This window comes from Clostridium pasteurianum, assembly GCF_001705235.1.
GTDB classification, from domain to species: domain Bacteria; phylum Bacillota; class Clostridia; order Clostridiales; family Clostridiaceae; genus Clostridium_S; species Clostridium_S pasteurianum_A.
On sequence record NZ_MCGV01000001.1, the window covers coordinates 347579 to 369027 of the forward strand.

The window sequence follows — 21449 nt, forward strand, 5'->3', positions numbered from 1 at the left end:
AACATAATAAAAAATTTATGCACCATTAATTTGCATACACATTTTAGAAATGCATTCTCTTCCAGCCATCATTGCTGCTGAAACTCCTCCACTCGGCTTGATCCATTGTCCTGCCATATAAAAGTTTTTAAGTTCATGAACTACTGATAAATCTATTGCCTTTATTCCACTTCCACTCCAGCCTAGATATGAACCGCGCCAAACACCTGCATAACGATTGTAAGTCACAGGCGTAACAACATCAGTAACTTCAATTTTTCCCTTTATCTCTGGAAATCTTTTTTCAATTACAATTATAAATTCCCTACAAATTCTTTCTTTTTCTGCCTTATACTCACATGGTTTTTTGTATAATTTGCTCCAATATTCATAATCAGTTTTAATAATTGATGTTATAACTGATTTGCTTTTATTAGATATTATTTTATCAAAGCAAAAATGTTTTAAATACAAGTATTCATTAACTGTATCTCCAATAGTAATAGGATCTTCTAATTTTATTGCCAGACTATGTGGTTCACAAGACAAATCACAATTAATTCCAACCGATACCTGCATTGATGTGTGTAACGCCTTTTCATTATTATAAAGATTTTTTATTTCATTATTCACATATTTACCTTTTAGTAAATCAAATAGTACTCTATGAGTATCTATCGCTGATATAACACAATCTGCATAATGCTCTGAACCGTCTTTTAACTTCACTCCTACTGCCTTATTTTCATTTACAATAATTTCGCTAACTTCTGCTCTATAATTCACCTTGCCACCTAAAACTTTATATTTATTCTCAATCTTTTTTGCAAATTCAAGAGAACCACCAACAGGCCAGCCTGCATCTTTTCTATTATAAAAAGAAAGTCTAAAAATAAGTCCGCCAACACAGTATTCTCTTGAATCTAATGGTAACAAGCAAACACCTAACGCTTCTCTTAAAAAAGGATCTTTAAACTGATTAATGAAATCATACATCGTCATACATGCAAATTTCTTATTAAATATAGGTTTAGTAGTTTTGCTAAAAAATGCGCTATCTTTTATAGCTTCTGTAAATTCTTTAATTAATGATGAATCATCTGGAGATAATTCAAGCAAATGCTTTTGGAGTTTGTCAGCATCACTGTATAAAACAAGATGTTTTCCCATACCTTCAACCTGCATCATATAATCATGATGTATAAACTCCGTATTATCAAATACTCCAAGTTCCTTCCAAAAATCATATATAAAATCATCTGGATTAAGTCCTATAAGCCAGTCAATGCATCCATCTATTAAATATCCATTTCTATTCCAGGAAGTACACAAGCCTCCTGGTGTATTTTGCATTTCAAATATTTCTGTTTCATATCCATTCATTTGACCATAGCAACCTGCTGAAAGTCCACTAATTCCAGCCCCAATAATAATAATCTTTTTCTTCAAATTACTCACCTCATATTTTTAATTTTTCGATAAACTGCAGCAATTCTTGAGCTATCTCATTAATACTTTCACTGCTTTCTATTAGTCGATCTGCTTGAGTTACTTGACTTTCACTTGCATTTGTAAATGTATTTATAACCTCTAATATACCATTCATATCATTTTTTATTTTGTCTAAATTATTACCAATATCAGCAGCTGAGGCCTTGCTTTGAGCAGCAAGATTACGTATTTCCTGTGAAACAACAGCAAATCCCTTACCCTTCTCCCCTGCTCTTGCTGATTCTATAGCGGCATTTATTCCTAACATATTCGTTGTCTTAGAAACTCCTTTTATGTATTTTATGATATCGTCCATCTTATTGAGTCCATTTGAAGACTTATTTGCAAGTTCACCTATACTATGACTATTTTCTGCTAATTTTTCTGCTGAACTTGCCATTTCTCTTGCAGATACAGTTAATTGTTCTGTAAACTTTTTTAAATTACTTGTTATTTCACAAATATCTTTTTCTCGTAGTTCAGTCAAATCCATATTTATTCCCTCCAATTATTAGTATCAAATATCTTTATTTTACATACTAAAAATAATATATACATCACCCAAAAGGGTGAAAAAAAGGATGATTATTAAAATCACCCTTTATCATAACTATTATATTAATTTTAATTTTTTTGCCTTAACTACTGCTCTTGTCCTGCTGTGAACATCAAGCTTTGTATATATATTCAAAAGATGTGTTTTAACTGTATTTACTGAAACAAAAAGTTTTTGGGATATCTCTACATTTGTAGCTCCATCGCATATAAGTTTAATAATTTCTATTTCTCTTTTACTCAGTATATTCTCTATATTATCAGTACCTGATTTAAAACTTGGCTTAAAACCTATTAATAACACATCAATATATGTACTCATATCATAACTTTTTATACTTTCTTTAAGTTTAATAAGCATATTTTTCATCCATTTACCTTCATTTAAAAATGTTCTTACCATATTTTGTTCTTCATCTAAATCCAGCGCTTTTTTAAGTTCGCTTATAGCCATGCTCATATCTCCACTTTTTTCATAAATCATTGAATTTAAAATCCTAACTTTTACTAATAAGGCACAAGCTTTATACTTTTCAGCATCTTCCTCAAGTGTTCCTAATATTTTCCTTGCTTTATCTATTTCTCCTTCATAAATATACAACTTTATCTTAACAATATAAAACTCAGGATAAATTATTACCATATCATTCTTCATTTCGGATTCTATATTAATCATCCATTCTGAAACTTTTATTACATCACCTTTTTTAAGTTTACTTTCTGCTCCATAACTTTCTATTCTTAGCTTCATATCAAAGAATCTGCCACCATTAAAGCATTGTTCAAGTTTGTCCATAGTTCCTACATATTCTTTATGCAATCCCATAGCATTATAATTTTTAGCAAGCATAAAATAGTTTTCTGCTGTTGTCCATGTATCTTCTCCAGCAAGACCTAAATTCAAACCTTCCTTTGCCGCTTTTATAGACTTTTCAAGTTTATTCCATCCATAATAAACATCTGACAATTCTGCATATAAAACACCCGCAATAGGCAGTACAATATCTCCATCTATTTTAAGCTTTGAAATTAACTCTATGCATTTCTTTTCAGCCTGTCTATATTTACTACTAAGCTTTTGCCGCCTAAGTAATACTTTACTGGCCATTATCTCAATATACCATTCATTAGTTTTCATTGCCATTTTCAAACACTTTTCAAAATACTCTTCTGCTTTTACAACCTCAGCTTTAATTAAATATGCTTTTGCTATATTAAAAGTTATAAGCTGGGTTAAAAATCCATTCGGTTTTAAATCTTTAAGTACATTCTTACACTCTTCTATTACCTCATCTATATCATCTAGCTCTGCCATATTTGTAGAAACTAATGCTGCTATTTCAGCTTTTATTTCACTATGTATACTTTTGCAGTTTTGAACCATCATGATATAATCAGAAACTTCACTTGCCTTTCCATCTGCTGATGCTGCCCACGCACTATTCATAAGCAATCTAGAATTAGTTATTACAATATCTTTAGGAATCATTTTACTCCATTTACCAAGCAACTTAGCCCGTCCACTGCAAAGTACTTCACTACTAACTTTTTCAATAAGCTCTACAGCTTTTTCAAAATTCTCTCCTTTTGTATAGTTATATACTGCTTTATTTACTTGTTTATTAGTCTCATACCACTCAGCTGCTCTGTTATATAGTTTATGTATGATATCAATATCTAATTTATTCAGCTGCTTCTTCAAAAAACTTCTAAATAAATTATGATAACGGAACCCTTTTCTCTCACCATCAAGGCTTATTAAAAATAAGTTTAACATTTCAACTTCATTAATAATATCGCTACTATTATTAATACAAAGTAAGTAATTACCAAGTTCAACAGAAAACTGATCAACAATAGACGTGTATATTAAAAATTTTTTTGTATTTTCGTTTAAATTAAAAAATACCTCTTCCATCATATATTCAAACACAAAATTGTTGTTTAAACTTTTTTCACCAAAATTTTTAATAGCAAGCATCATCATTTGAATTCCTGCAGCCCAGCCTTCTGTTTCTTTCCATACTTCACTACATTTATCACAGATCAATTTGCTACCTAATACTTTACAAAAAAACTGAGAGGTTTCTTCATAGGTAAACTGTAAGTCATACTGATTAATTTCCAAAATACTATCTGCTGCTCTAAGCCTGGCAAGTGTAAATTTAGGAAAAGTTCTGCTAAGAATCAAAATATGCATATTTAAAGACATATTCATTATTAAATACTTCATATTTTTAAGTATAATATCATTTGTTATGACATTAAAATCATCAATAACCATAAGTATTTCACCATCAAATTTACAAACAGTATTTATAAAATGAGAAATGTGCAGTTTATTAAACCTTGTTCCTTCACTTTTAATGTCAGTTATATCTGGCATTTTCTTATACAAGGACATAAAAAAATAGCTCCAAAAGTATTCCGGATCATTATCATCTTCATCTAACGACAACCAGGTTGTGATTAGTTTCCTTTTTTGCTTTCTGGGAAGCCATGAAGTCACAAGTGTTGTTTTACCATATCCAGCTGGAGCAATAACTAATGTAAGCCTATACTCAAAACATGTATCTAGTTTTTTAAGCAGCCTTGTTCTCTTAATCATTTTTGAACCTAAAACTGGAATATTAAATTTAGTTGCAATTAATTGACTTTCTTTATACATAAAAAATCTCTTTTCTACTATATCTCTTGTGATTAATTTTACTACAAAAATTATTTAGCGTAAATGTAAAGGTTTTTCTAAAATTAAAAACTAACAAAAGTATTAAATTTGCTTCTTATCAAATATTGTAATAGAACCTATAACGCAAGCTATTATTAGTGTACATGAAATAAAAATGACATATTTTAGCTCTGATACCTTTACAGAATTCGTAAGCAGTCCTACATTGTAAGATGTAAGAGAAAAAGGATTGAATTTTTGAAGTTTAGGAAACACATTAAGGAACATTAAAAATGCAGCAACTATTCCTGTTACAAAAAGGCACCCATAACCACTTTTTACAAGAACTCCTCCTAATAAAATTACTGCTAATAAAAGCACTCCGAAAAGCCATAAACAAAATATTGAAAACAACAAATTATTCATTTGATGATTTTTAAATAAATATGCTGTATATATAAAAGCCATTACAAAAGCCAAAGCATAACTTATCGTCCAAATAATTATCATAGCTGTAAACTTTGATAATATAACCGTACTTCTATTTAAGCCCTTAGTAAGCATATTTACTAAAGTCCCTTTAGACAGTTCACTTGTTAAAATCCCACTAAACACTAAAACAATAGAAATTAATCCCATTCCCGAAATATTTTTAAAAAACTGCTTCCAAGAATCAATTGCAGCTGGCTCTGGCATCGATATCTTCATTCCGTCCTTTTGTGCATAAGAAATAAGCTTTGGCATTAGTTTTGCTGCAAGAGGACTCATCATTCCGAATGCAAAAAAAACAGCTAGGATAATAAAAAATTTATATGTCCTCACACTTTCAAGAAGTTCTTTTTTTAAAAATGCAATATAATTTGTCATTTTACTACCTCCATGAACAAACTTTCTAGTGTTGGCTCCGTTAATTCAAATTTAACTGGCACAATTTGCTTTTTTGATAATAAGTCAATTATAAACTGACCACCATCTTTTATATCTGAAGCTTTAACTATAACCTCATATTCATCTTTTTTTAGCTGTACTTTTGAAGTTTTCAATTCTTCACATTCATAAAAATGAGCTGCATCTTCTTTACTTATAAAATCTATAATAAAAGAGTCTCTTCTGTAATGCTCTTTTATCTCAGATAAAGTACCTGAAAGTGCAATTTTCCCCTTATTTAAAATAGCAACATGATCACAAATGCGTTCAACATCAGAAAGAATATGTGTTGAAAATATAACCGTAGTTTTTCCCTTTACAGACAGTAAAATATCAAGAATTTCCTTTCTACCAATTGGATCAAGTGCCGAAGTTGGCTCGTCGCAAATTAGTAGTTTGGGCTCATTTAAAAGTGCCTGCGCAATTCCAAGCCTCTGCTTCATACCTCGAGAAAAACCTCCAATTTTTTTATTTACATTTGAAATTCCAACTAAAGAAAGGAGCTTTTCGCTTCTTTCTTTAATTTTATTTTTTGTAAGTCCAGTAATTTCACCACAAAGTTTAAGATACTCTGTAGGTTTCATATATCCATAAAATTCAGGAACATCTGGAAGATATCCTATATTACGATTAGTTTTAGTTTCTCCATAAGTTACCTTTTCACCGCACACATAAATATTTCCACTGTTAGGCTTTAATAGCCCAAGTACCATCTTCATTGTAGTTGTCTTTCCTGCTCCATTTTGTCCCATGAAACCAAATATTGAATGTTCTGGGATTACTAAATGTAAATCATTTATTACTGTATTGTTTCCAAAACTTTTATAAAGTCCATCAATCTCTAGAGCATTCATTAGTCATCACCTCTACCTATTGTAAAATAAACAATAGGACCTATAAATTCAAAAATCAGCACTACTATTATCCACATTATTTTATTTCCAAAGCGGTAATTAGGATGCCTTAATACATGAATAAGAGCTGTAACTGCCAGAACAATTTCTATAATAGCAAGTGGAATTAAAAAAGGTAAATACTCTGAAAATTCACTCATGTTTATGCCTCCTCGCAATTATTTTTTAGCTTTTCTACTATACTTTTAAAGCGAGAATTATCTTTAAGCACTGCAAAATTTGGATTACCTATTACGGAATTAAGCATGTTTTGTTTTATAGTTTTTTCATCAGTTACAGGCTTTATTCCAAGATCAAGCTGTAATAGCCAGTCATCTAATAAGTCAAAGAAATCATCTCCATGCAGCTTAATTGGATAAATATCGCCTATTGAGATTTCTGTGTATTTATTTAATATATCTAAAGCTCTATCCTGCTCTCCTAAGCTTGCATAACCTTGTGCTGCACATATATATACCTTTAACAAAAATGTTGGATGAAGTTTTTCCATATTAAAAGCTTTTGTAATTGTAAAAACTCTATGGAATATTTCTTCATATTTTTCTTTATCATCAATATAAAAAGTACTGTAGAGGCTAAATGCATCAATTAAACTCAAAATATACTGATACATACTAATTTGCAAGATTTCTTTGGCATTTTCATTTTTGCCAAGCATTTGATATGCCGTTGCTATTATGGTTTCATTAGGCATCATTATCCTATTGTTTGAATCATCTAATAGTTCAAGTGCACCTTTGGGATCAGCATTATATAAGCAGCATGCAGCTTCTAAATTCAATGCCTGTCTCGCTAATTCTACATCCTCACTTTCCAACTTTACTCTTATGAAAAGCTCCTTTGCCTCATCTAATAAAGCTATTTGCTCATCTCTATCTTTTAAAAGCAAACTATGATTGAGTAGAAGAATTCCCATTTGAAGCAGCAGTGGAAAACATGAATAATATTTTTTTATAATTTTATGGCAGTGTCCTTTAACCTCATCAAATGGTTTTTCCGCAAAATCTGCAGCTAGTTTATGATAAAGCCTTTTTATATCCTCTTTTGTCATTTGAGGTTCATATCCAATTAGCTCATCAACACTAATGTTAAAATATGCTGCAAGCTGTGGCAAAAAAACAATATCAGGGTAGCTTAAACCTGTCTCCCACTTTGAGACTGATGCCTTTGAGACACCTATATAATTTGCAAGTTCCTCCTGTGTTATTCCCTTTTCTCTTCTTTTATTTACAAGCACCTTTGCTAAATTTATTTCTTTCATAGGATCTCTCCTCCTTATAAAATATACCACTATGAAACTCGAGATTCATTTGTACCAAAATGCTATCTTTTAGATATTATAGTGCACATTAATTTCGATAGTTAAACTTGGTATATCTATATTGTATGCAAAAAAAATCAACCACTCAATGGACTTGTGGTTGATTTTAGTTAAAAAAGTCAACTAATAAGAAACAAAAAAGATAAATAAGACAGCATACGCTATCCTATTTATCTTTTTTAAAAATCGCCCTAATCATACCTATAATATCCTTAATAATTACTAGATACTCAGAAATATTATTCTTAGCTTCCACCGCAGATGCTGTTGCTTCCGTTACAACTTCAGTTACCAGCCTTGCATTTTCACCTATATCTGATATATTTTCACAAATTTCAGGAAGGCTATCAATAACCTCTGAGATATTTTTTTCGTTTTTATCAATAATTAAATTCACTTTTGAAACAGTTTGAGATAATTTATGAATAAGAATAATTAAATATATTAAAGCTACTGCAATTAGCATTCCAAGACAAATAAAACCTAAAGTTGATAATTTAATATACATAGCGCACCCCTATTTATCTTCAGAACTATCTCCTTGTAGATTTTCTTCATCATTAGAAGCCTCTTCCATTGAAGTTTCATCTTTTGCAGCTTTTGATTTCTTCTTTGCAAGGTATGTTGAAATCTTTTCTCTTGCTTCAGCAATATTTGATTTCAACTCATCGTTCTTATCTTTAATGTTATTTTTTACATTAACTGCATTTCCCTTGATTTTAGAATTTACCTCTGAAGTTTTTTCGGCTATTTCCTTACGTGCTTCTTTTCCAGACTTAGGAGCAAATAATAGTCCACTAGCTACTCCAGCTGCTATACCACTAAAAGTCCCTATGGCAATCTTTTTAGCTTCTTTTCTTTTTTGTTCTTTGATTTTCTTCATCTTTCTCTCGTGTAGTATTTCTCTTAGCATTTTAATCACCTCGTTTGTTAATATTAGAAAATTATATCATATTTCTAATTTGGTGTATTGTAAAAAATGGACAAAATTTAATAAAAAATTAATTTAGATGGAGAAATGCCAATAAATTCTTTAAAATCCTTATAAAAGTGAGATTGATCATAATAGCCACTCATTATAGCTAAGTCTGTCAAGTTAGCTTCCAAATTATTATAATAGCAAAAAAGAGTGTACTGAAACCTTATAATTCTACACATGAATTTTGGATTCATTCCAATCATAGCATCATATTTTCTAGAAAGTGTCCTTATGCTACAGTTGCTTATTTGTGCTAAATCTGATATACATATATTTCCTTTTCTTATATATATCTGTTCTACAGAATCAAATATATTTAGCCTTGAGTTTTTTATAATGTTGTATTCTTTAGAATTTAAAATTTCTTCATTTGCATAATTTTGCAAACTATTAATATCACTTTTCATTAATCTAGATGTGGAAAGTTTACTTAAATCATAAAACTTACTATCAAATGGAATAAACCTGTTTTTAATACTTTTAATAGGAATAGCTGAAAATGTAGAAAATCTTCCCGGAAGAAACTTTATTCCAAAAAACCTAGACGTCTTAGTAAATTTATACTTAAATGGCTTATCAAGAGGGCCTAATATGTATATGTTTTTCATATTATTAAGATCTACAATTACATTAATGCATGGATCTGGCATTAATATAATATCTGAGTCACTAAAATCATATGAAGAAAAATTCCAATAGCAGCATACAGTATCCGCCAATTCAGACGTTGCTAGTACCTCTTCATATTTAAATTTATCTTTGATTTTTTTGTTTTCTGCCAAAGGAACTTGCACTGAAAAATAATTATCCATAATGTGTTTCCTCCAACACAACTTATATTTTGTGGCTAATTCCACCATAAAAATTATTCAAAGTAAATCAAGAGTACATTGTTACTTTATTTTTGCTTTTCTTACTTGCATAAAGAGCCTTATCCGCAAACTCTAGTAATTCATCTACAGAATGAGTATCTTTAGGAAATCTAGAAACACCAATACTCACAGTACAACCGGCTAAAAACACTTCACCACTTAATCGAATCTCTTCTGCAATAGATACCAGTTTTTCATCTGAAATGTTTCTAAGTACAATCACAAATTCATCTCCGCCAAATCTAAATACAGATTTCTTTCCTGCAGCAGACTTCATTATTTCAGCGAGCCTCTTAAGTACTTTATCACCAGCCAAATGTCCGCACGTATCATTTAAACCCTTAAAATGATCAACATCTAGTAGAATAATTCCTAAACTCTCTAAACTACAAATATTTATTTCATGCCTAACATCACTCAAAAGATTATCAAAAGCTCGCCTATTAAGAGCTCCTGTTAATGAATCTATATTTGCAGCCTCTTCAAGTTCACTATATTCCTCTTCTAATCTTGCAATTGTATTATTATAAACCTTAACCATTTCATGAAACTCTTCTTTATAATTACTCGAATCAATTTTTTTGTACTTTCCATCCTTCAAAGAATTAAATGAAAAAATTAGCTGATCTAAAGGTTTAGTATAACGTCTTACTGTATACGCCCCAAGTAAAGTAATTAAAACGCCTAGTATAATTGACATTAACAGTGTCTCATAATTTACAATATTTCTACTTTTCATTACCTCTGCAGTTGGTGTACTAACAATCACACTCCAATTTAAATTTGGTATTTTACTATAGCCAATAAATTGATCCTTTCCCGAAAAATCTTTTTCAATTTTTGAACCTGATTTTCCATTTAACTTGCTAAAAATTACAGACTTCTTTCCAATCCTTTTTTTATCAGGATGATAGACAATATAACCCTTGCTATCGAGAATGGAAATATATCCATTTTTTCCAAACTTTTTATTATCAAACATTGATGCTAATGAAGTACCTTGTAATTTGACAGTCCCAACAACTACCCCATCAATTCTATTTTCATTTACAACTGGAACTGATATTGTAACTACTTTAGAGCCCCTTTGCGTTGTAAAAATATCACTTATATAGGTTTTACCAGTAATAGCTTTTTTAAAATAATCCCTGTAAGCTAAATTTGAAACCGTTGGATTATATTTATTACCAGATACATGTAAAATGTTTCCTTTTGAATCAAGAATAGTTATTACATCTATTTCAGGTGCAGTACTATTAAATTTATCTATAAGTTCCTGACTGTTTCTAACTTCATCATTTGCTGCAACTATCTTTAAGGAGTTTTCTATTTTGCGAAAGTTTTCTGAAAGCTGCATATTAATATTTTCTGATTCCCTTTCATTAATACTTAATAACAATGAATTATTATTAGAAACAAAAAATCTATTAAACACCCAAAATTGAATAATACAACAAAAAGCAACTACAGCGCCTAAAATCAATGTAAATTTATATAAAAATTTCATTTAATCAGCCCTATCTTTAGTTTTACTTTCTAATATAGATTTTATTATATCACAATACACATATGACTTACTAGATTAACTCTTATACATATGAATCATCACATTAATTATTAAATAATATATAAAAAAATAGGATCAAGAAAATTTATTTCTTAATCCTATTATATAAATATTTATAAATTTTATTTATCCATAGAAGCAATAATACTATCAGCAATATTGTCCATTGATTCAGCATCATCTTCCTTCATAGCTGAACTTACTGTAATATCGCTGTCCAAAATAGTCATTTCCTTCATTTCACCTAAAAGCTCATGCATTAACTTTCCAGACTGAGGTGCCCATGAACCATTTTCTATAAGTGCAAATGTACGTTTTTGAAGATTTAAAGCTTTCATATCCATTATATAATTAAGCATTGGTGGATAAATCTTCAGGTTATAAGTAACCGATGCAAGAACTATATGGCTGTATTTAAATGTTTCAGAAATCAAATATGAAACATTAGTCTTAGAAACATCATACATAACAACATTTGTCATTCCTTTTTTAACTAACCTTACTGCTAAATCACTGGCAGCAGCTTCTGTATCACCATACATTGTGGCATATACAATCATTACTCCCTTTTCTTCTGGTTCATAGCTGCTCCACTTATTATATTTATCCAGTAGATATCCAAAATTATTGCGCCATACCAAACCGTGCAGTGGGCAAATATATTTAATATCAAGAGTACCTGCTTTTTTCAAAAGAGCTTGAACATGAGGACCATACTTACCTACAATATTGGTATAATACCTTCTAGCTTCATCAATCCAATCACGATCAAAATTCACTTCATCATTAAATAGCTTTCCATCCAAAGCCCTAAATGAGCCAAAGGCATCAGCAGAAAATAATACACCATTAGTAGTATCATAAGAAACCATAGCTTCTGGCCAATGTACCATTGGAGCAGATACAAAAGCAATCACATGCTTACCAAAAGACATTGTGTCCCCCTCTTTAACTTTTATTACTTCTTCACCAATGTTGAACCCAAATTGATGCATGAACATAAATGCCTTTTCTGTGCACACAATTTTCACATTAGGATAGCGCAGTACAATTTCCTCAACGCATGCTGCATGATCCGGCTCAACATGATTTATTACCATATAATCTAGGGTTTTACCATCCAAAACTTTTTCAATATTTTCAATAAACTGACGGCAAATTGACCAATCTACTGTATCAAACAATACTGTTTTATCGTCTAAAAGTAAATATGAATTATATGAAACCCCATATGGAATAGGATGAATATTTTCAAATAGAGCAAGGCGGTGATCATTTCCACCAATCCAATAAAGATCTTCAGTTATTTTTCTAACACAATACATGACTAATCCTCCTTTACGCTAAAAGCATATTATTATACTTCTATGAACATGTCTTTTTCCTCACCACAAATAGGACAATTCCATTCTTCTGGTAAATTTTCAAAAAGTGTACCTTCAGCTATTTCTGCCTCTGGATCACCTATGCCAGGATCATATTCATAACCGCAGCCATTGCAAACATAATGTTTCCATGTTGGAACAACTTTCTTTGGAACTGCTCTCTTCATTTTTTTCATTGGAGGAGCCTCCTTCTTTGGCTGTCCATTATCAAGCGCCTCAGTTAAAAGTGGAAGTATATCTTTTAAATCACCAACAATTCCATAATCAGCATTTTTGAAAATTTTAGCATTAGGATTATTATTTATGGCGACAATAGTAGCTGCATTTTTTATTCCCTTTAAATGCTGTCCTGCACCAGAAATACCGCAGGCAATGTATAAATTTCCGTTGAATTTTTGGCCAGACATACCAACATAACGATTAAGTGGTACATATTTAAGAGTTTCAGCTACTGGACGTGAAGAACCTACAGCTGCACCAGCTTGAACTGCCAAAGCCTCTATAAGTTTCATATTCTCTTTTTCACCTATTCCAACACCAGCACTAACCACCCTTTCAGCTTTAGCTATAGGCGTGTCTATAGGTATCCCAACTGTAAAGTCATAACCATCTTTTTTTAGAGCTTCTACAAGTGAATCAACCTTTTCCTTAGAAGTTCCTTCCTTAAACATTACTTTCTTTCTATAACCCGTAGCAGGTTCTGCCTTATGGCTTCTATTAGAATTACTGCTCTTTGCCATCTTACCAATAATATGTGCAGCGATAACCACTCTCTGAATTTCATTAGTTCCTTCATATATTGTACAAATCTTAGCATCTCTATAAGCACGTTCAACTTCCATACCTTTTAAATATCCACTTCCTCCAAATATTTGGAGTGCATCATTTACAATTTCAAGGCAAACATCTGAAGCATACTGTTTTGCCATAGCAGCTTCCATGCTGTAACTTTCATGATTTGTTTTTAATTCTGCTGCACTATAAATGAGAAGTCTTGCTGCTCTAAGCTTTGTTGCCATATCCGCTAATTTAAAAGCAATGCTCTGCTGCTGACAGATAGGCTTTCCAAACTGAACTCTTTCCTTTGAATACTCTAGTGCATTTTCATAAGCACCTTGAGCAATTCCAAGTGCCTGAGATGCAATACCTATACGTCCTCCATCTAAAGTAGCCATAGCAATTTTAAAGCCCTGTCCTTCTTTTCCCAGTAAATTTTCCTTAGGTACTTTTACATTATTAAAAATTAGTTCTGATGTAGCAGAAGATCTAATTCCCATCTTGTCATAATGCTTTCCAAAGGTAAAACCTTCAAAGCCTTTTTCAACAATAAAAGCACTGATACCATGAGTGCCAATATTAGGCGTTGTAACTGCAAAAATAACATATATATCTGCTTCACCGCCATTAGTAATAAATATCTTTTCACCATTTAAAATATAATAATCGCCTTCTAAAACGGCAGTTGTTTCTGTACCCCCAGCATCACTTCCTGCATTCTCCTCTGTAAGTCCGAATGCACCAAGCTTTTCTCCTTTAGCTAATGGAACTAGGTATTTTTGTTTCTGCTGTTCTGTACCATAAGCTGCAATTGGATACGTTCCTAGTGAGGTATGCGCAGAAAGAATTACTCCTGTACCGCCATCTACCCTTGATAATTCCTCAACGGCAATTGCATAACTTATTACATCAAGCCCTGCTCCACCATACTTTTTAGCATATGGAATTCCCATCATATCCATATCTGCTAATTTAGAAACTATCTCCGATGGAAATTTGTTTTCTTGATCCAGCATAAATGCTATAGGTTTAACTTCTTCCTCTGCAAACTTTCTAATTTTTTCTCTTAAATTTTCATGCTGCTCCGTAGTTTTAAAAAACATAAATACACCTCCCTTTAACTAATACGATTTACTAAAATAATCATTCTATGGAATGTATACCTAAATCGTATACATTTATTATATACCTAAATGGTATAGTTTTCAACATAATTAATATTATTAACGAATTAATATTAATTATGAATATTAAATAAAGCTAATAAATCTAAGCGGTGATTTTAAACGCGTTCCTGCTTAAGTTAAGAAGGATAATTGATATATCCATTATCCTTCTTTCCTTAATTCTTTTTATAAATACTATTTTATTCATGTACTTTTACTTTATTATCAACTTTATAATTATCCGAGTTTTCTAACCTTCTAACAAGAATACATCCAAGTACACTAACTAATACAATAAATACTGGTGGCAAATGATTATTTATCCCCCATAATAATCCTGTTAAAGCTCCGCCAGCAAAGGAACCAATAAATTGAACTGTATTATAGATACCGGTAATGGTTCCCCTAGTATCTTTTGTAGAAAGTTTTGTTACACTTCCAGGAAGTATCGCACTAAGATTCATGTAGCCTGCCATAAAAAAGGTTGTTCCCAAAAGTATAACATAAAAATTATTAAAAAATAGGCTTGCTCCACCAAATAATACACATGCAAACGAAAGAAATGCCATCACTCCTGACTTTCCTCTATCTGCTATTTTTGAAGAAACAATCATAATAACAATACCAATTAAAGTTGCTGGCAAAAATACTTTCCACATTGAAGCTGTTCCAACACTTTTTTCTAATACTATAGGAACAATATAAAATATACTAACCATAGCATAACTTATAATAAAACCAGAGATAGATAATTTAACAAATAGTTTGTTTTTTATTAATCCCTTATAATCAACTTTTTTTGCTTTTTTATTTGTTTTATTATTATCGTCCTTTTTAAGGAATATAACTATATAAAGCCATGATAAAAATACCAAAATGGAACAGCATAAAAATAATTTAAGCACTGAAATTAAGTTATATAAGAAAGGTCCTCCAACAAAACCTATTACTCCTGCTGCTCCACTAAAAATCCCAACAATCCCCATTGCTTGATTTCTTTTTTTCTCTTCAATATTATCACCAATCCAGGAAAAACAAACAGCAGCTACGGCACCTATTCCCTGTAGTGCTCTTGCTAATATAAGCAGGTAAATATTAGTGGCCATTGCTGCCAAAGCTAGTCCTAATGCAAGAAATAGAGAACCAATGGTAATAACATTTTTTCTTCCAATTCTGTCACTTAAGCTTCCAAAAGGCATCTGCATAATTCCTTGAATCAAACCGTATATTCCTATAGCTATACCTACGAGTGCAGGTGTACTATATAAAAGTGTCTTACCATATACCGACATAAATGGGAGAATCATAACCATAGCAAGCTGTCTTAAAGCCATTGCAACTGCTAAACTTACAACAAAATTAATTTCATACCTAGAAAAAACACTTTTTTCCATGAACTCACTTCCTCTAAACTCTTAACAAAATTTATCAATTTTCATTATACTCTTTGTTATGTAAAATTAACACATATATTCCTATTTTCATTAAAAAGTACATAATAAAAATAGGACTAAAGAAACTTAATTCTTAGTCCTATGATCTGCATAATTTGCCTCAACACGCATATTACAATAACTTATTTTAACCTATTAAATTTCTGTTCAATCATATCTTTTACTTCTTCTGCAGTTAATCCACTAGCATTAATAACAGGAATTTCAGTCGAAACATCACTAATACCCATCATATCTGTATTTATATCTGATGTAACAATAGCATCTAAATTTTTGCATTTGCAAGCATTATTTTGAAGATTGCCACCTAAGGTTTCTATTGAATATCCTTGTGTCTTTAAATAATCAGCAACATTGGATAATCCTTCTTCTACACCAATCCTTTTCATATGATATCACCCCTTTTTAATTACACGATTATTTATATCCTTTTTCTTTATCTAGTGCCTCATCTTTAATTTCCGCTTTAAATCCGTTAAGTGCTTCTTCTCTTCTGCAATTTTTAGCCTTTAAATCTTCTTTTTCCTTTTTATTATCTGTCTTTTCAATCATTTCATTTGTCAAACGAATATTTTGATTAGTATTGTCTATATGTTCTTGAAGCCTATCAACATTGTCACTTCTATCATCTGGTTTACTTCTCATAAATAAGCATCTCCTTTGTTAAATTAGTTTCATACAATGCTTATTATGTTCAAGAGACATGAGGATTATTCCATTTATAAATTCACTATAAAACTACGCAAATAAGGAAACTATTGGAATTGTAATTATAGAAAAAACTGTAGTTAATGCTATTCCACTTGAACATATACTGCTATCTTTACCACCATATTCAGTTTCTATTAAAGTTACAATACTTCCAACAGGCATAGAAATCATAAGTGCAAATATACCAAGAGCTTCACTATCGAAGCCAAAATTTTTCATTATTAAAATACATACAATAGGTATAATTAGCATTTTTGCCACAGAAAAAGAAATGAGTCTAGCATTCATAAATACCTCTTTAAGATTTGTACCCGCAAGAGAAATTCCTATTGCCATCATTGAAAATGGAACAGAGGCATTTCCCATATAGCTCACAAAAGAACCTACAAATCTTGGCACAGTAATTTTAAAAACAAATAAAATTATAGCTATTATGCAGGCTGCAACACCCGGATTAAACATATTCTTTAACTCAAATTTAGTGCTTGTACCCGTATTATCTTTTGCTGCTAGATAAATTCCATATGTATAAATTAAAATATTATAACCGAGTATGTAAAAAGCAACGAAAATAATTGCCTTTGTGCCATAAACCTCTGAAACTAAAGGTATTCCCATAAACCCAAGATTTGAAAACATTATCATTAATCTATAACTTGAAACTTCTTCTTTTGAAGTTCTTGCTATTTTAATATAAATCAAACTTACTATAATTAATGTTAAAAAAAGAATGAAAACAAGCAAAATATTTTCTCCTATAATTTTCCCCGAATATCCAACCTTTTTATTTAATACTCCAGAAATAATAAGCAGCGGATTTAATATATTTACAATTATTGAAGACATACTTTTATATCCATTATCGTCCACAAAGTGTTTCTTATAACAAACAAAACCCGTCACCATCATAAAAAATAGAACCAACATCTGTTCAAATATAATTTTGATACTCATAATTTTCCCTTTCTAAACTAACTAGTTTTCCATTAGTAAACCTTAATTAAATGTGTACTAATATATTTTAGCATAGTCTATCTACTCTTACGATAAAAATTGCATTTTCGCAAGCACAATTGGGTAAATTATATTTATAAAAATAAATTTGTCTGGAGTGATACTACCATGCCTAAACATATAAATTTAGATAGAAAATGGGCAAAGTCCCCAAAGGAACCCGATGAAGAGATAAGAGAATTAAATACCATGCTGGCTTATGGATCTACCAATTTGGGATTAAATCGTGTAAAAGAAGAAAATGCATCAGAAAAAAGAGTTAGGGAAGACCTAGGAAAATAAGTGAACTGATACATTTATATAGAATAATGTGAAAAACTATGTTCAACATATTCTACTATTGTGCCATCAAGATGTTTTACCGTCATATTTCTTCCAGATGGCACCTCCTTTAAATCTCTAATAATCTCTGCACCATTATTTAATAAAAAAGTTCTAAATTGAGCAACAGAATCAACTAAAAATGTTGCCTTAGTATCTTTAAACTGCTTCAAAGCTTCATCACAGCCAGATATAATTAAAACATTTCCCACGCTTGCCAATTTTAGATTCATTTCAGGATAGTCAAATTTCATGCTGCATTTTTCATCAAAGATTTTCTCATAAAATTCTACTGCTTTATCAATATCATATACATAAAAACGGCTCAAAACTTTCTTTATTCTCATTGCTTGTCATCTCCAAAATTGATTTTTACATTAAAGCTTAAATGTAAAACAAGTAAAATCTGATTTTATTGTATTGTGCTTATATAAATCTCCATTGCTTTTTTCTGTTTTTTCATCCATGTTGTAAATTTACATTTTAAATAGTTTGACATTGGGCATTCCTCCTAAATGTAATATATTTCACATTTCTACCTTTCAATGCGATTATATCGTAAATAAAAAATGCAGAATTAATACTCTGTATTTTCTACAAACTTAAATATCATCTTCATTCAATTTTTATAATACCAAAACTACATTATTTTAAGATTTTATTACTCCACTCAGGGATTATATCTTTTTTCCATATAATTATTCCATTTCTTATATACGCTATATGCTTAAATCTGTTGGTATTATCATATATATTTATTTCATTACATATTTTTAATAATTCTTTTAAATTCCCTAATGATTCATAATATCTTCTTTCTATAGCATCTTCTGAAATCCCATGTCCGCCATTTAGAGCTCTAATTTTAAATCATCATATGAATAGTGTAAAAATTGTTTATATAAACTTTTTCATTCATTTCGTTTTTCCATATATTTACTGCCTCCAGTAAATAGTATTTTTATTATATTATACCCTAATAAACAACTTGCACAAATATCTAAAATACTAATTTAACTATTTTCTAATTTTGAAATAGAATCACTTATCATATGTCGAACTTTTTTAACCTCACTGCTTTCCCATTTTCTTAAAAAGTTTATAACCCCAATGTTTTTGCTTTCTCCGATTTTTAATAGCAAACGCTTAATTACTTCTCTATTAGTTCCCTTAAGTCTTTCTACAAGTTCATCTTGCTTAGCTTCATCTATATTCGCATTTGAAATACAATTGTATAGTTCCTCTACATAAACAGGTTTATAAGTTTCCCAACCTCTCTGTGAAAAAATTATCATAGGAAATCTTCCATTATAATTAATGTCTAAATAATCATTGGCAAGCATCCAATCTACAACTTTAGTGATTTTTTCAAGAGTTAAATCTTTGTAATATCCATAACTTGGACAACTGTCAAGATGATTTTCTAGAAGTTTCTTATCTTTAGATCCTTTTAGTATTTTGGCAAGCATTGACCTCCCTGCAGTAAAAATAATTTCATCTGCAGCCCTAAGAATTTTTTCTATATCCTCATTCGATGGTGCTGTTTGATCTTTTAAATCACTTAAAGTATAGCGAACTCTAGGTTTTCTACTCATGTTAATTAACCTTTCTATATACATCTATGTTTTCAAGCCTATGCTAGTAACTTTCCCTCTAGGTAAGAATATTTTAAATACTGCGGTGTACTATAATATACTGAAGAATTGAAATCTGAAATTTCATCACTTATAAAGGATTCAAATACTGAATATAACACATCTACTATATTATCTTGCTCTGAACTTACATCTATTATTAACCTTTGATACTCTTTGCCTATTGCTTGAAAACTTGGTACAGTATATTTACATAACCCTACTGAATCAAAATTACCTTCTTTAATATTAAAATACTCTATTATTTCGTCTGATACAAAATATCTTATTTAAATAAATGTCCAAATTCATCACTATTTTTAATGTTCTCAGCTAATGATTTTATAGTATCATTCAATAACTTAGTTGAATCCGCTTCTTCAGCAACTTGACCAAATGCATTTATAAGATCTCCATAAAAGCTTTCATCTCCAGTAATCCTATACCAAAATTCTTGTCCAATTATTACATTGTACTGGTAATCATTTTCTATCCTTTTATAATGTGCGCTTAGTTGATTCTTATTGCCATAAAGAACACCTACAATTAAATCATCAAATTGAAGTTTTAGCCCATTAGTCCTAGCTAAATTTTTTACACTTTTAAAATGCTCTGCTATTGTTTCAACATCATCTTTGTTTATAGTATTAGGTCCTGCTTTTATTTGACAATACTTTCTTCTACCATCTGTTGCATCTATAAATTCTATATCAATTCCCGAAGTAGTTGACGCAAATCCCTCTAATACACTATGACAAAATTCTTGGATTCTACTTCCAAAAGAAGTATTTATAGAAGTTCCTAAAACTCGAGGATATATAAGAGCTTTAGCAATACTTATAGGTTCATTATTACCAGTTAAATAATTAGACAAATAAGTTATTAAAAATGGATTAATTTTAAATTCACTTAATTTAACTAGTTTTTTCGTATTTTTTTTATGGCTTTCTGCGATTGTATCTCTAAAAAATTTTTTAGCTTTTTCTAATATTTTCTTCTTTTCTTTTTCATCCAAAGTTACTCCCCCTCGTTTTTCAGTTAAAGTTGTTATAGTTTTAATACTATTATTTTTAATAGCCTTATTATAAATTCTTACTTCATTTTTACTTATATACATCCCTTAATTATTATAAAAACAATATCAACACAATGATTTAGTATATTCAATAATCATTATATAGTGTTATTTGTGCTATTTAAAGTATTTGTTCAAAATCTTTTACATTAAATAAATAACTTCTAGTTGCATTAACTTTATCACCAATTCTATAATCATACAAATGTAATGGTACTTGTTTATTTTGAATTTTTTCTTTCATACTTTTAAAGCTTGTTTCCCACGCACCGTATAATGGCTTTACTTCATAAGATTTAAATTTTAATTGTCTCCAATTTACCCACCAATATATTATTGCATCTGGATAATTTTTTTATAGTATTCATAATCTTTATAATTAAATGTAACTGTATATTGTGGATCACATTGATATTTTTTCATTGCCGTAAAAAATGTAGTTTTTTGAGTTTTTAAATCAGCATATAAATTTAAATCTATAGCTTTAGGATTTTCCTTCTTTTCTGGATTAATAATATTCTCCAATATAATATTTAACAACTTCTCCTATTTCTAGCTTCTTAAATTCATTCATTTGTATATTACTAAAATGTACAAGCACTTCTTTTCCATCTTGACCTATAATGAATCCATATCCCT

General features: G+C 30.1%; 24 protein-coding genes and 1 pseudogene. 1 reads left to right on the top strand and 24 read right to left on the bottom strand.

The window, feature by feature from the left end; all coding sequences use genetic code 11:
• Positions 1–15: 15 nt before the first annotated feature.
• The 17 genes from BEE63_RS01625 to BEE63_RS01705 form a co-directional block, all read right to left on the bottom strand.
• A complete protein-coding gene (locus BEE63_RS01625) occupies positions 16–1428 on the bottom strand; it encodes a phytoene desaturase family protein (RefSeq protein ID WP_066019723.1) in 1413 nt (470 codons plus the stop codon).
• Positions 1429–1438: 10 nt separating this feature from the next.
• Positions 1439–1963, bottom strand: coding sequence for a methyl-accepting chemotaxis protein (locus BEE63_RS01630; RefSeq protein WP_066019724.1), 525 nt, complete (start codon positions 1961–1963; stop codon positions 1439–1441).
• A gap of 120 nt (positions 1964–2083) precedes the next feature.
• Positions 2084–4693 (bottom strand): LuxR C-terminal-related transcriptional regulator, encoded by a 2610-nt coding sequence (locus BEE63_RS01635; RefSeq protein ID WP_066019725.1) that lies wholly within the window; start codon positions 4691–4693, stop codon positions 2084–2086.
• Between the two features lie 102 nt (positions 4694–4795).
• A complete protein-coding gene (locus BEE63_RS01640) occupies positions 4796–5560 on the bottom strand; it encodes an ABC transporter permease (RefSeq protein ID WP_066019726.1) in 765 nt (254 codons plus the stop codon).
• Positions 5557–6474 (bottom strand): ABC transporter ATP-binding protein, encoded by a 918-nt coding sequence (locus BEE63_RS01645; RefSeq protein WP_066019727.1) that lies wholly within the window; start codon positions 6472–6474, stop codon positions 5557–5559. Before BEE63_RS01645 ends, BEE63_RS01640 begins: the two co-directional genes overlap by 4 nt.
• Complete coding sequence (locus BEE63_RS01650) at positions 6474–6674, bottom strand: PLDc N-terminal domain-containing protein (protein ID WP_066019728.1); 201 nt, start codon at positions 6672–6674, stop codon at positions 6474–6476. Before BEE63_RS01650 ends, BEE63_RS01645 begins: the two co-directional genes overlap by 1 nt.
• A 2-nt stretch (positions 6675–6676) precedes the next feature.
• A complete protein-coding gene (locus tag BEE63_RS01655; protein ID WP_066019729.1) occupies positions 6677–7795 on the bottom strand; it encodes a helix-turn-helix domain-containing protein in 1119 nt (372 codons plus the stop codon).
• 226 nt (positions 7796–8021) lie between these two features.
• On the bottom strand, positions 8022–8363 hold the full coding sequence (locus BEE63_RS01660) for a hypothetical protein (RefSeq protein ID WP_066019730.1): 342 nt from the start codon (positions 8361–8363) through the stop codon (positions 8022–8024).
• A 9-nt stretch (positions 8364–8372) separates the two neighbouring features.
• The gene (locus BEE63_RS01665) at positions 8373–8768 is read right to left on the bottom strand and encodes a YtxH domain-containing protein (RefSeq protein ID WP_066019731.1); all 396 of its coding nucleotides are present in this window, start codon (positions 8766–8768) and stop codon (positions 8373–8375) included.
• A 77-nt stretch (positions 8769–8845) separates the two neighbouring features.
• Positions 8846–9646 carry a helix-turn-helix domain-containing protein gene (locus tag BEE63_RS01670; RefSeq protein ID WP_066019732.1) on the bottom strand — a complete coding sequence of 267 codons (801 nt, stop codon included), beginning with the start codon at positions 9644–9646 and terminating at the stop codon, positions 8846–8848.
• 67 nt (positions 9647–9713) lie between these two features.
• Positions 9714–11213, bottom strand: coding sequence for a sensor domain-containing diguanylate cyclase (locus tag BEE63_RS01675; protein ID WP_066019733.1), 1500 nt, complete (start codon positions 11211–11213; stop codon positions 9714–9716).
• A gap of 182 nt (positions 11214–11395) precedes the next feature.
• Positions 11396–12598, bottom strand: a complete 1203-nt coding sequence (locus BEE63_RS01680) for an FprA family A-type flavoprotein (protein ID WP_066019734.1) — start codon at positions 12596–12598, stop codon at positions 11396–11398.
• A 32-nt stretch (positions 12599–12630) separates the two neighbouring features.
• Positions 12631–14538 carry an acyl-CoA dehydrogenase family protein gene (locus BEE63_RS21095; RefSeq protein ID WP_081312434.1) on the bottom strand — a complete coding sequence of 636 codons (1908 nt, stop codon included), beginning with the start codon at positions 14536–14538 and terminating at the stop codon, positions 12631–12633.
• Between the two features lie 263 nt (positions 14539–14801).
• Positions 14802–15995 carry an MFS transporter gene (locus BEE63_RS01690; RefSeq protein WP_066019735.1) on the bottom strand — a complete coding sequence of 398 codons (1194 nt, stop codon included), beginning with the start codon at positions 15993–15995 and terminating at the stop codon, positions 14802–14804.
• A gap of 182 nt (positions 15996–16177) precedes the next feature.
• Positions 16178–16444 (bottom strand): YkuS family protein, encoded by a 267-nt coding sequence (locus BEE63_RS01695; protein ID WP_066019736.1) that lies wholly within the window; start codon positions 16442–16444, stop codon positions 16178–16180.
• 28 nt (positions 16445–16472) lie between these two features.
• A complete protein-coding gene (gene tlp, locus BEE63_RS01700; RefSeq protein ID WP_066019737.1) occupies positions 16473–16700 on the bottom strand; it encodes a small acid-soluble spore protein Tlp in 228 nt (75 codons plus the stop codon).
• 93 nt (positions 16701–16793) lie between these two features.
• Positions 16794–17720 carry an AEC family transporter gene (locus BEE63_RS01705; protein WP_066019738.1) on the bottom strand — a complete coding sequence of 309 codons (927 nt, stop codon included), beginning with the start codon at positions 17718–17720 and terminating at the stop codon, positions 16794–16796.
• 168 nt (positions 17721–17888) lie between these two features.
• Here BEE63_RS01705 and BEE63_RS21515 point away from each other — a divergent pair, with 168 nt between their 5' ends.
• Positions 17889–18062, top strand: coding sequence for a hypothetical protein (locus BEE63_RS21515; protein WP_157797086.1), 174 nt, complete (start codon positions 17889–17891; stop codon positions 18060–18062).
• 14 nt (positions 18063–18076) lie between these two features.
• Here the strand turns inward: BEE63_RS21515 and BEE63_RS01710 are convergent, their stop codons facing one another.
• The 7 genes and pseudogenes from BEE63_RS01710 to BEE63_RS21110 all read right to left on the bottom strand — a co-directional run bounded on the left by BEE63_RS01710 (position 18077) and on the right by BEE63_RS21110 (position 21411).
• Positions 18077–18448 carry a VOC family protein gene (locus BEE63_RS01710; RefSeq protein WP_066019739.1) on the bottom strand — a complete coding sequence of 124 codons (372 nt, stop codon included), beginning with the start codon at positions 18446–18448 and terminating at the stop codon, positions 18077–18079.
• A gap of 666 nt (positions 18449–19114) precedes the next feature.
• Positions 19115–19696 carry an RQC domain-containing protein gene (locus BEE63_RS01715; protein ID WP_066023119.1) on the bottom strand — a complete coding sequence of 194 codons (582 nt, stop codon included), beginning with the start codon at positions 19694–19696 and terminating at the stop codon, positions 19115–19117.
• A 38-nt stretch (positions 19697–19734) separates the two neighbouring features.
• A pseudogene (locus BEE63_RS22020) lies at positions 19735–20013 on the bottom strand (hypothetical protein); the annotation flags it as partial.
• Positions 20014–20021: 8 nt separating this feature from the next.
• A complete protein-coding gene (locus tag BEE63_RS01720; RefSeq protein WP_081312435.1) occupies positions 20022–20852 on the bottom strand; it encodes a PmeII family type II restriction endonuclease in 831 nt (276 codons plus the stop codon).
• A gap of 79 nt (positions 20853–20931) precedes the next feature.
• Complete coding sequence (locus tag BEE63_RS22250) at positions 20932–21054, bottom strand: hypothetical protein (RefSeq protein ID WP_278286399.1); 123 nt, start codon at positions 21052–21054, stop codon at positions 20932–20934.
• Between the two features lie 89 nt (positions 21055–21143).
• On the bottom strand, positions 21144–21335 hold the full coding sequence (locus BEE63_RS01725) for a hypothetical protein (protein WP_066019741.1): 192 nt from the start codon (positions 21333–21335) through the stop codon (positions 21144–21146).
• Positions 21319–21411, bottom strand: coding sequence for a cold shock domain-containing protein (locus BEE63_RS21110; RefSeq protein ID WP_347463705.1), 93 nt, complete (start codon positions 21409–21411; stop codon positions 21319–21321). The genes BEE63_RS01725 and BEE63_RS21110 overlap by 17 nt, the downstream gene beginning before the upstream one ends.
• Between the last annotated feature and the right edge of the window lie 38 nt (positions 21412–21449).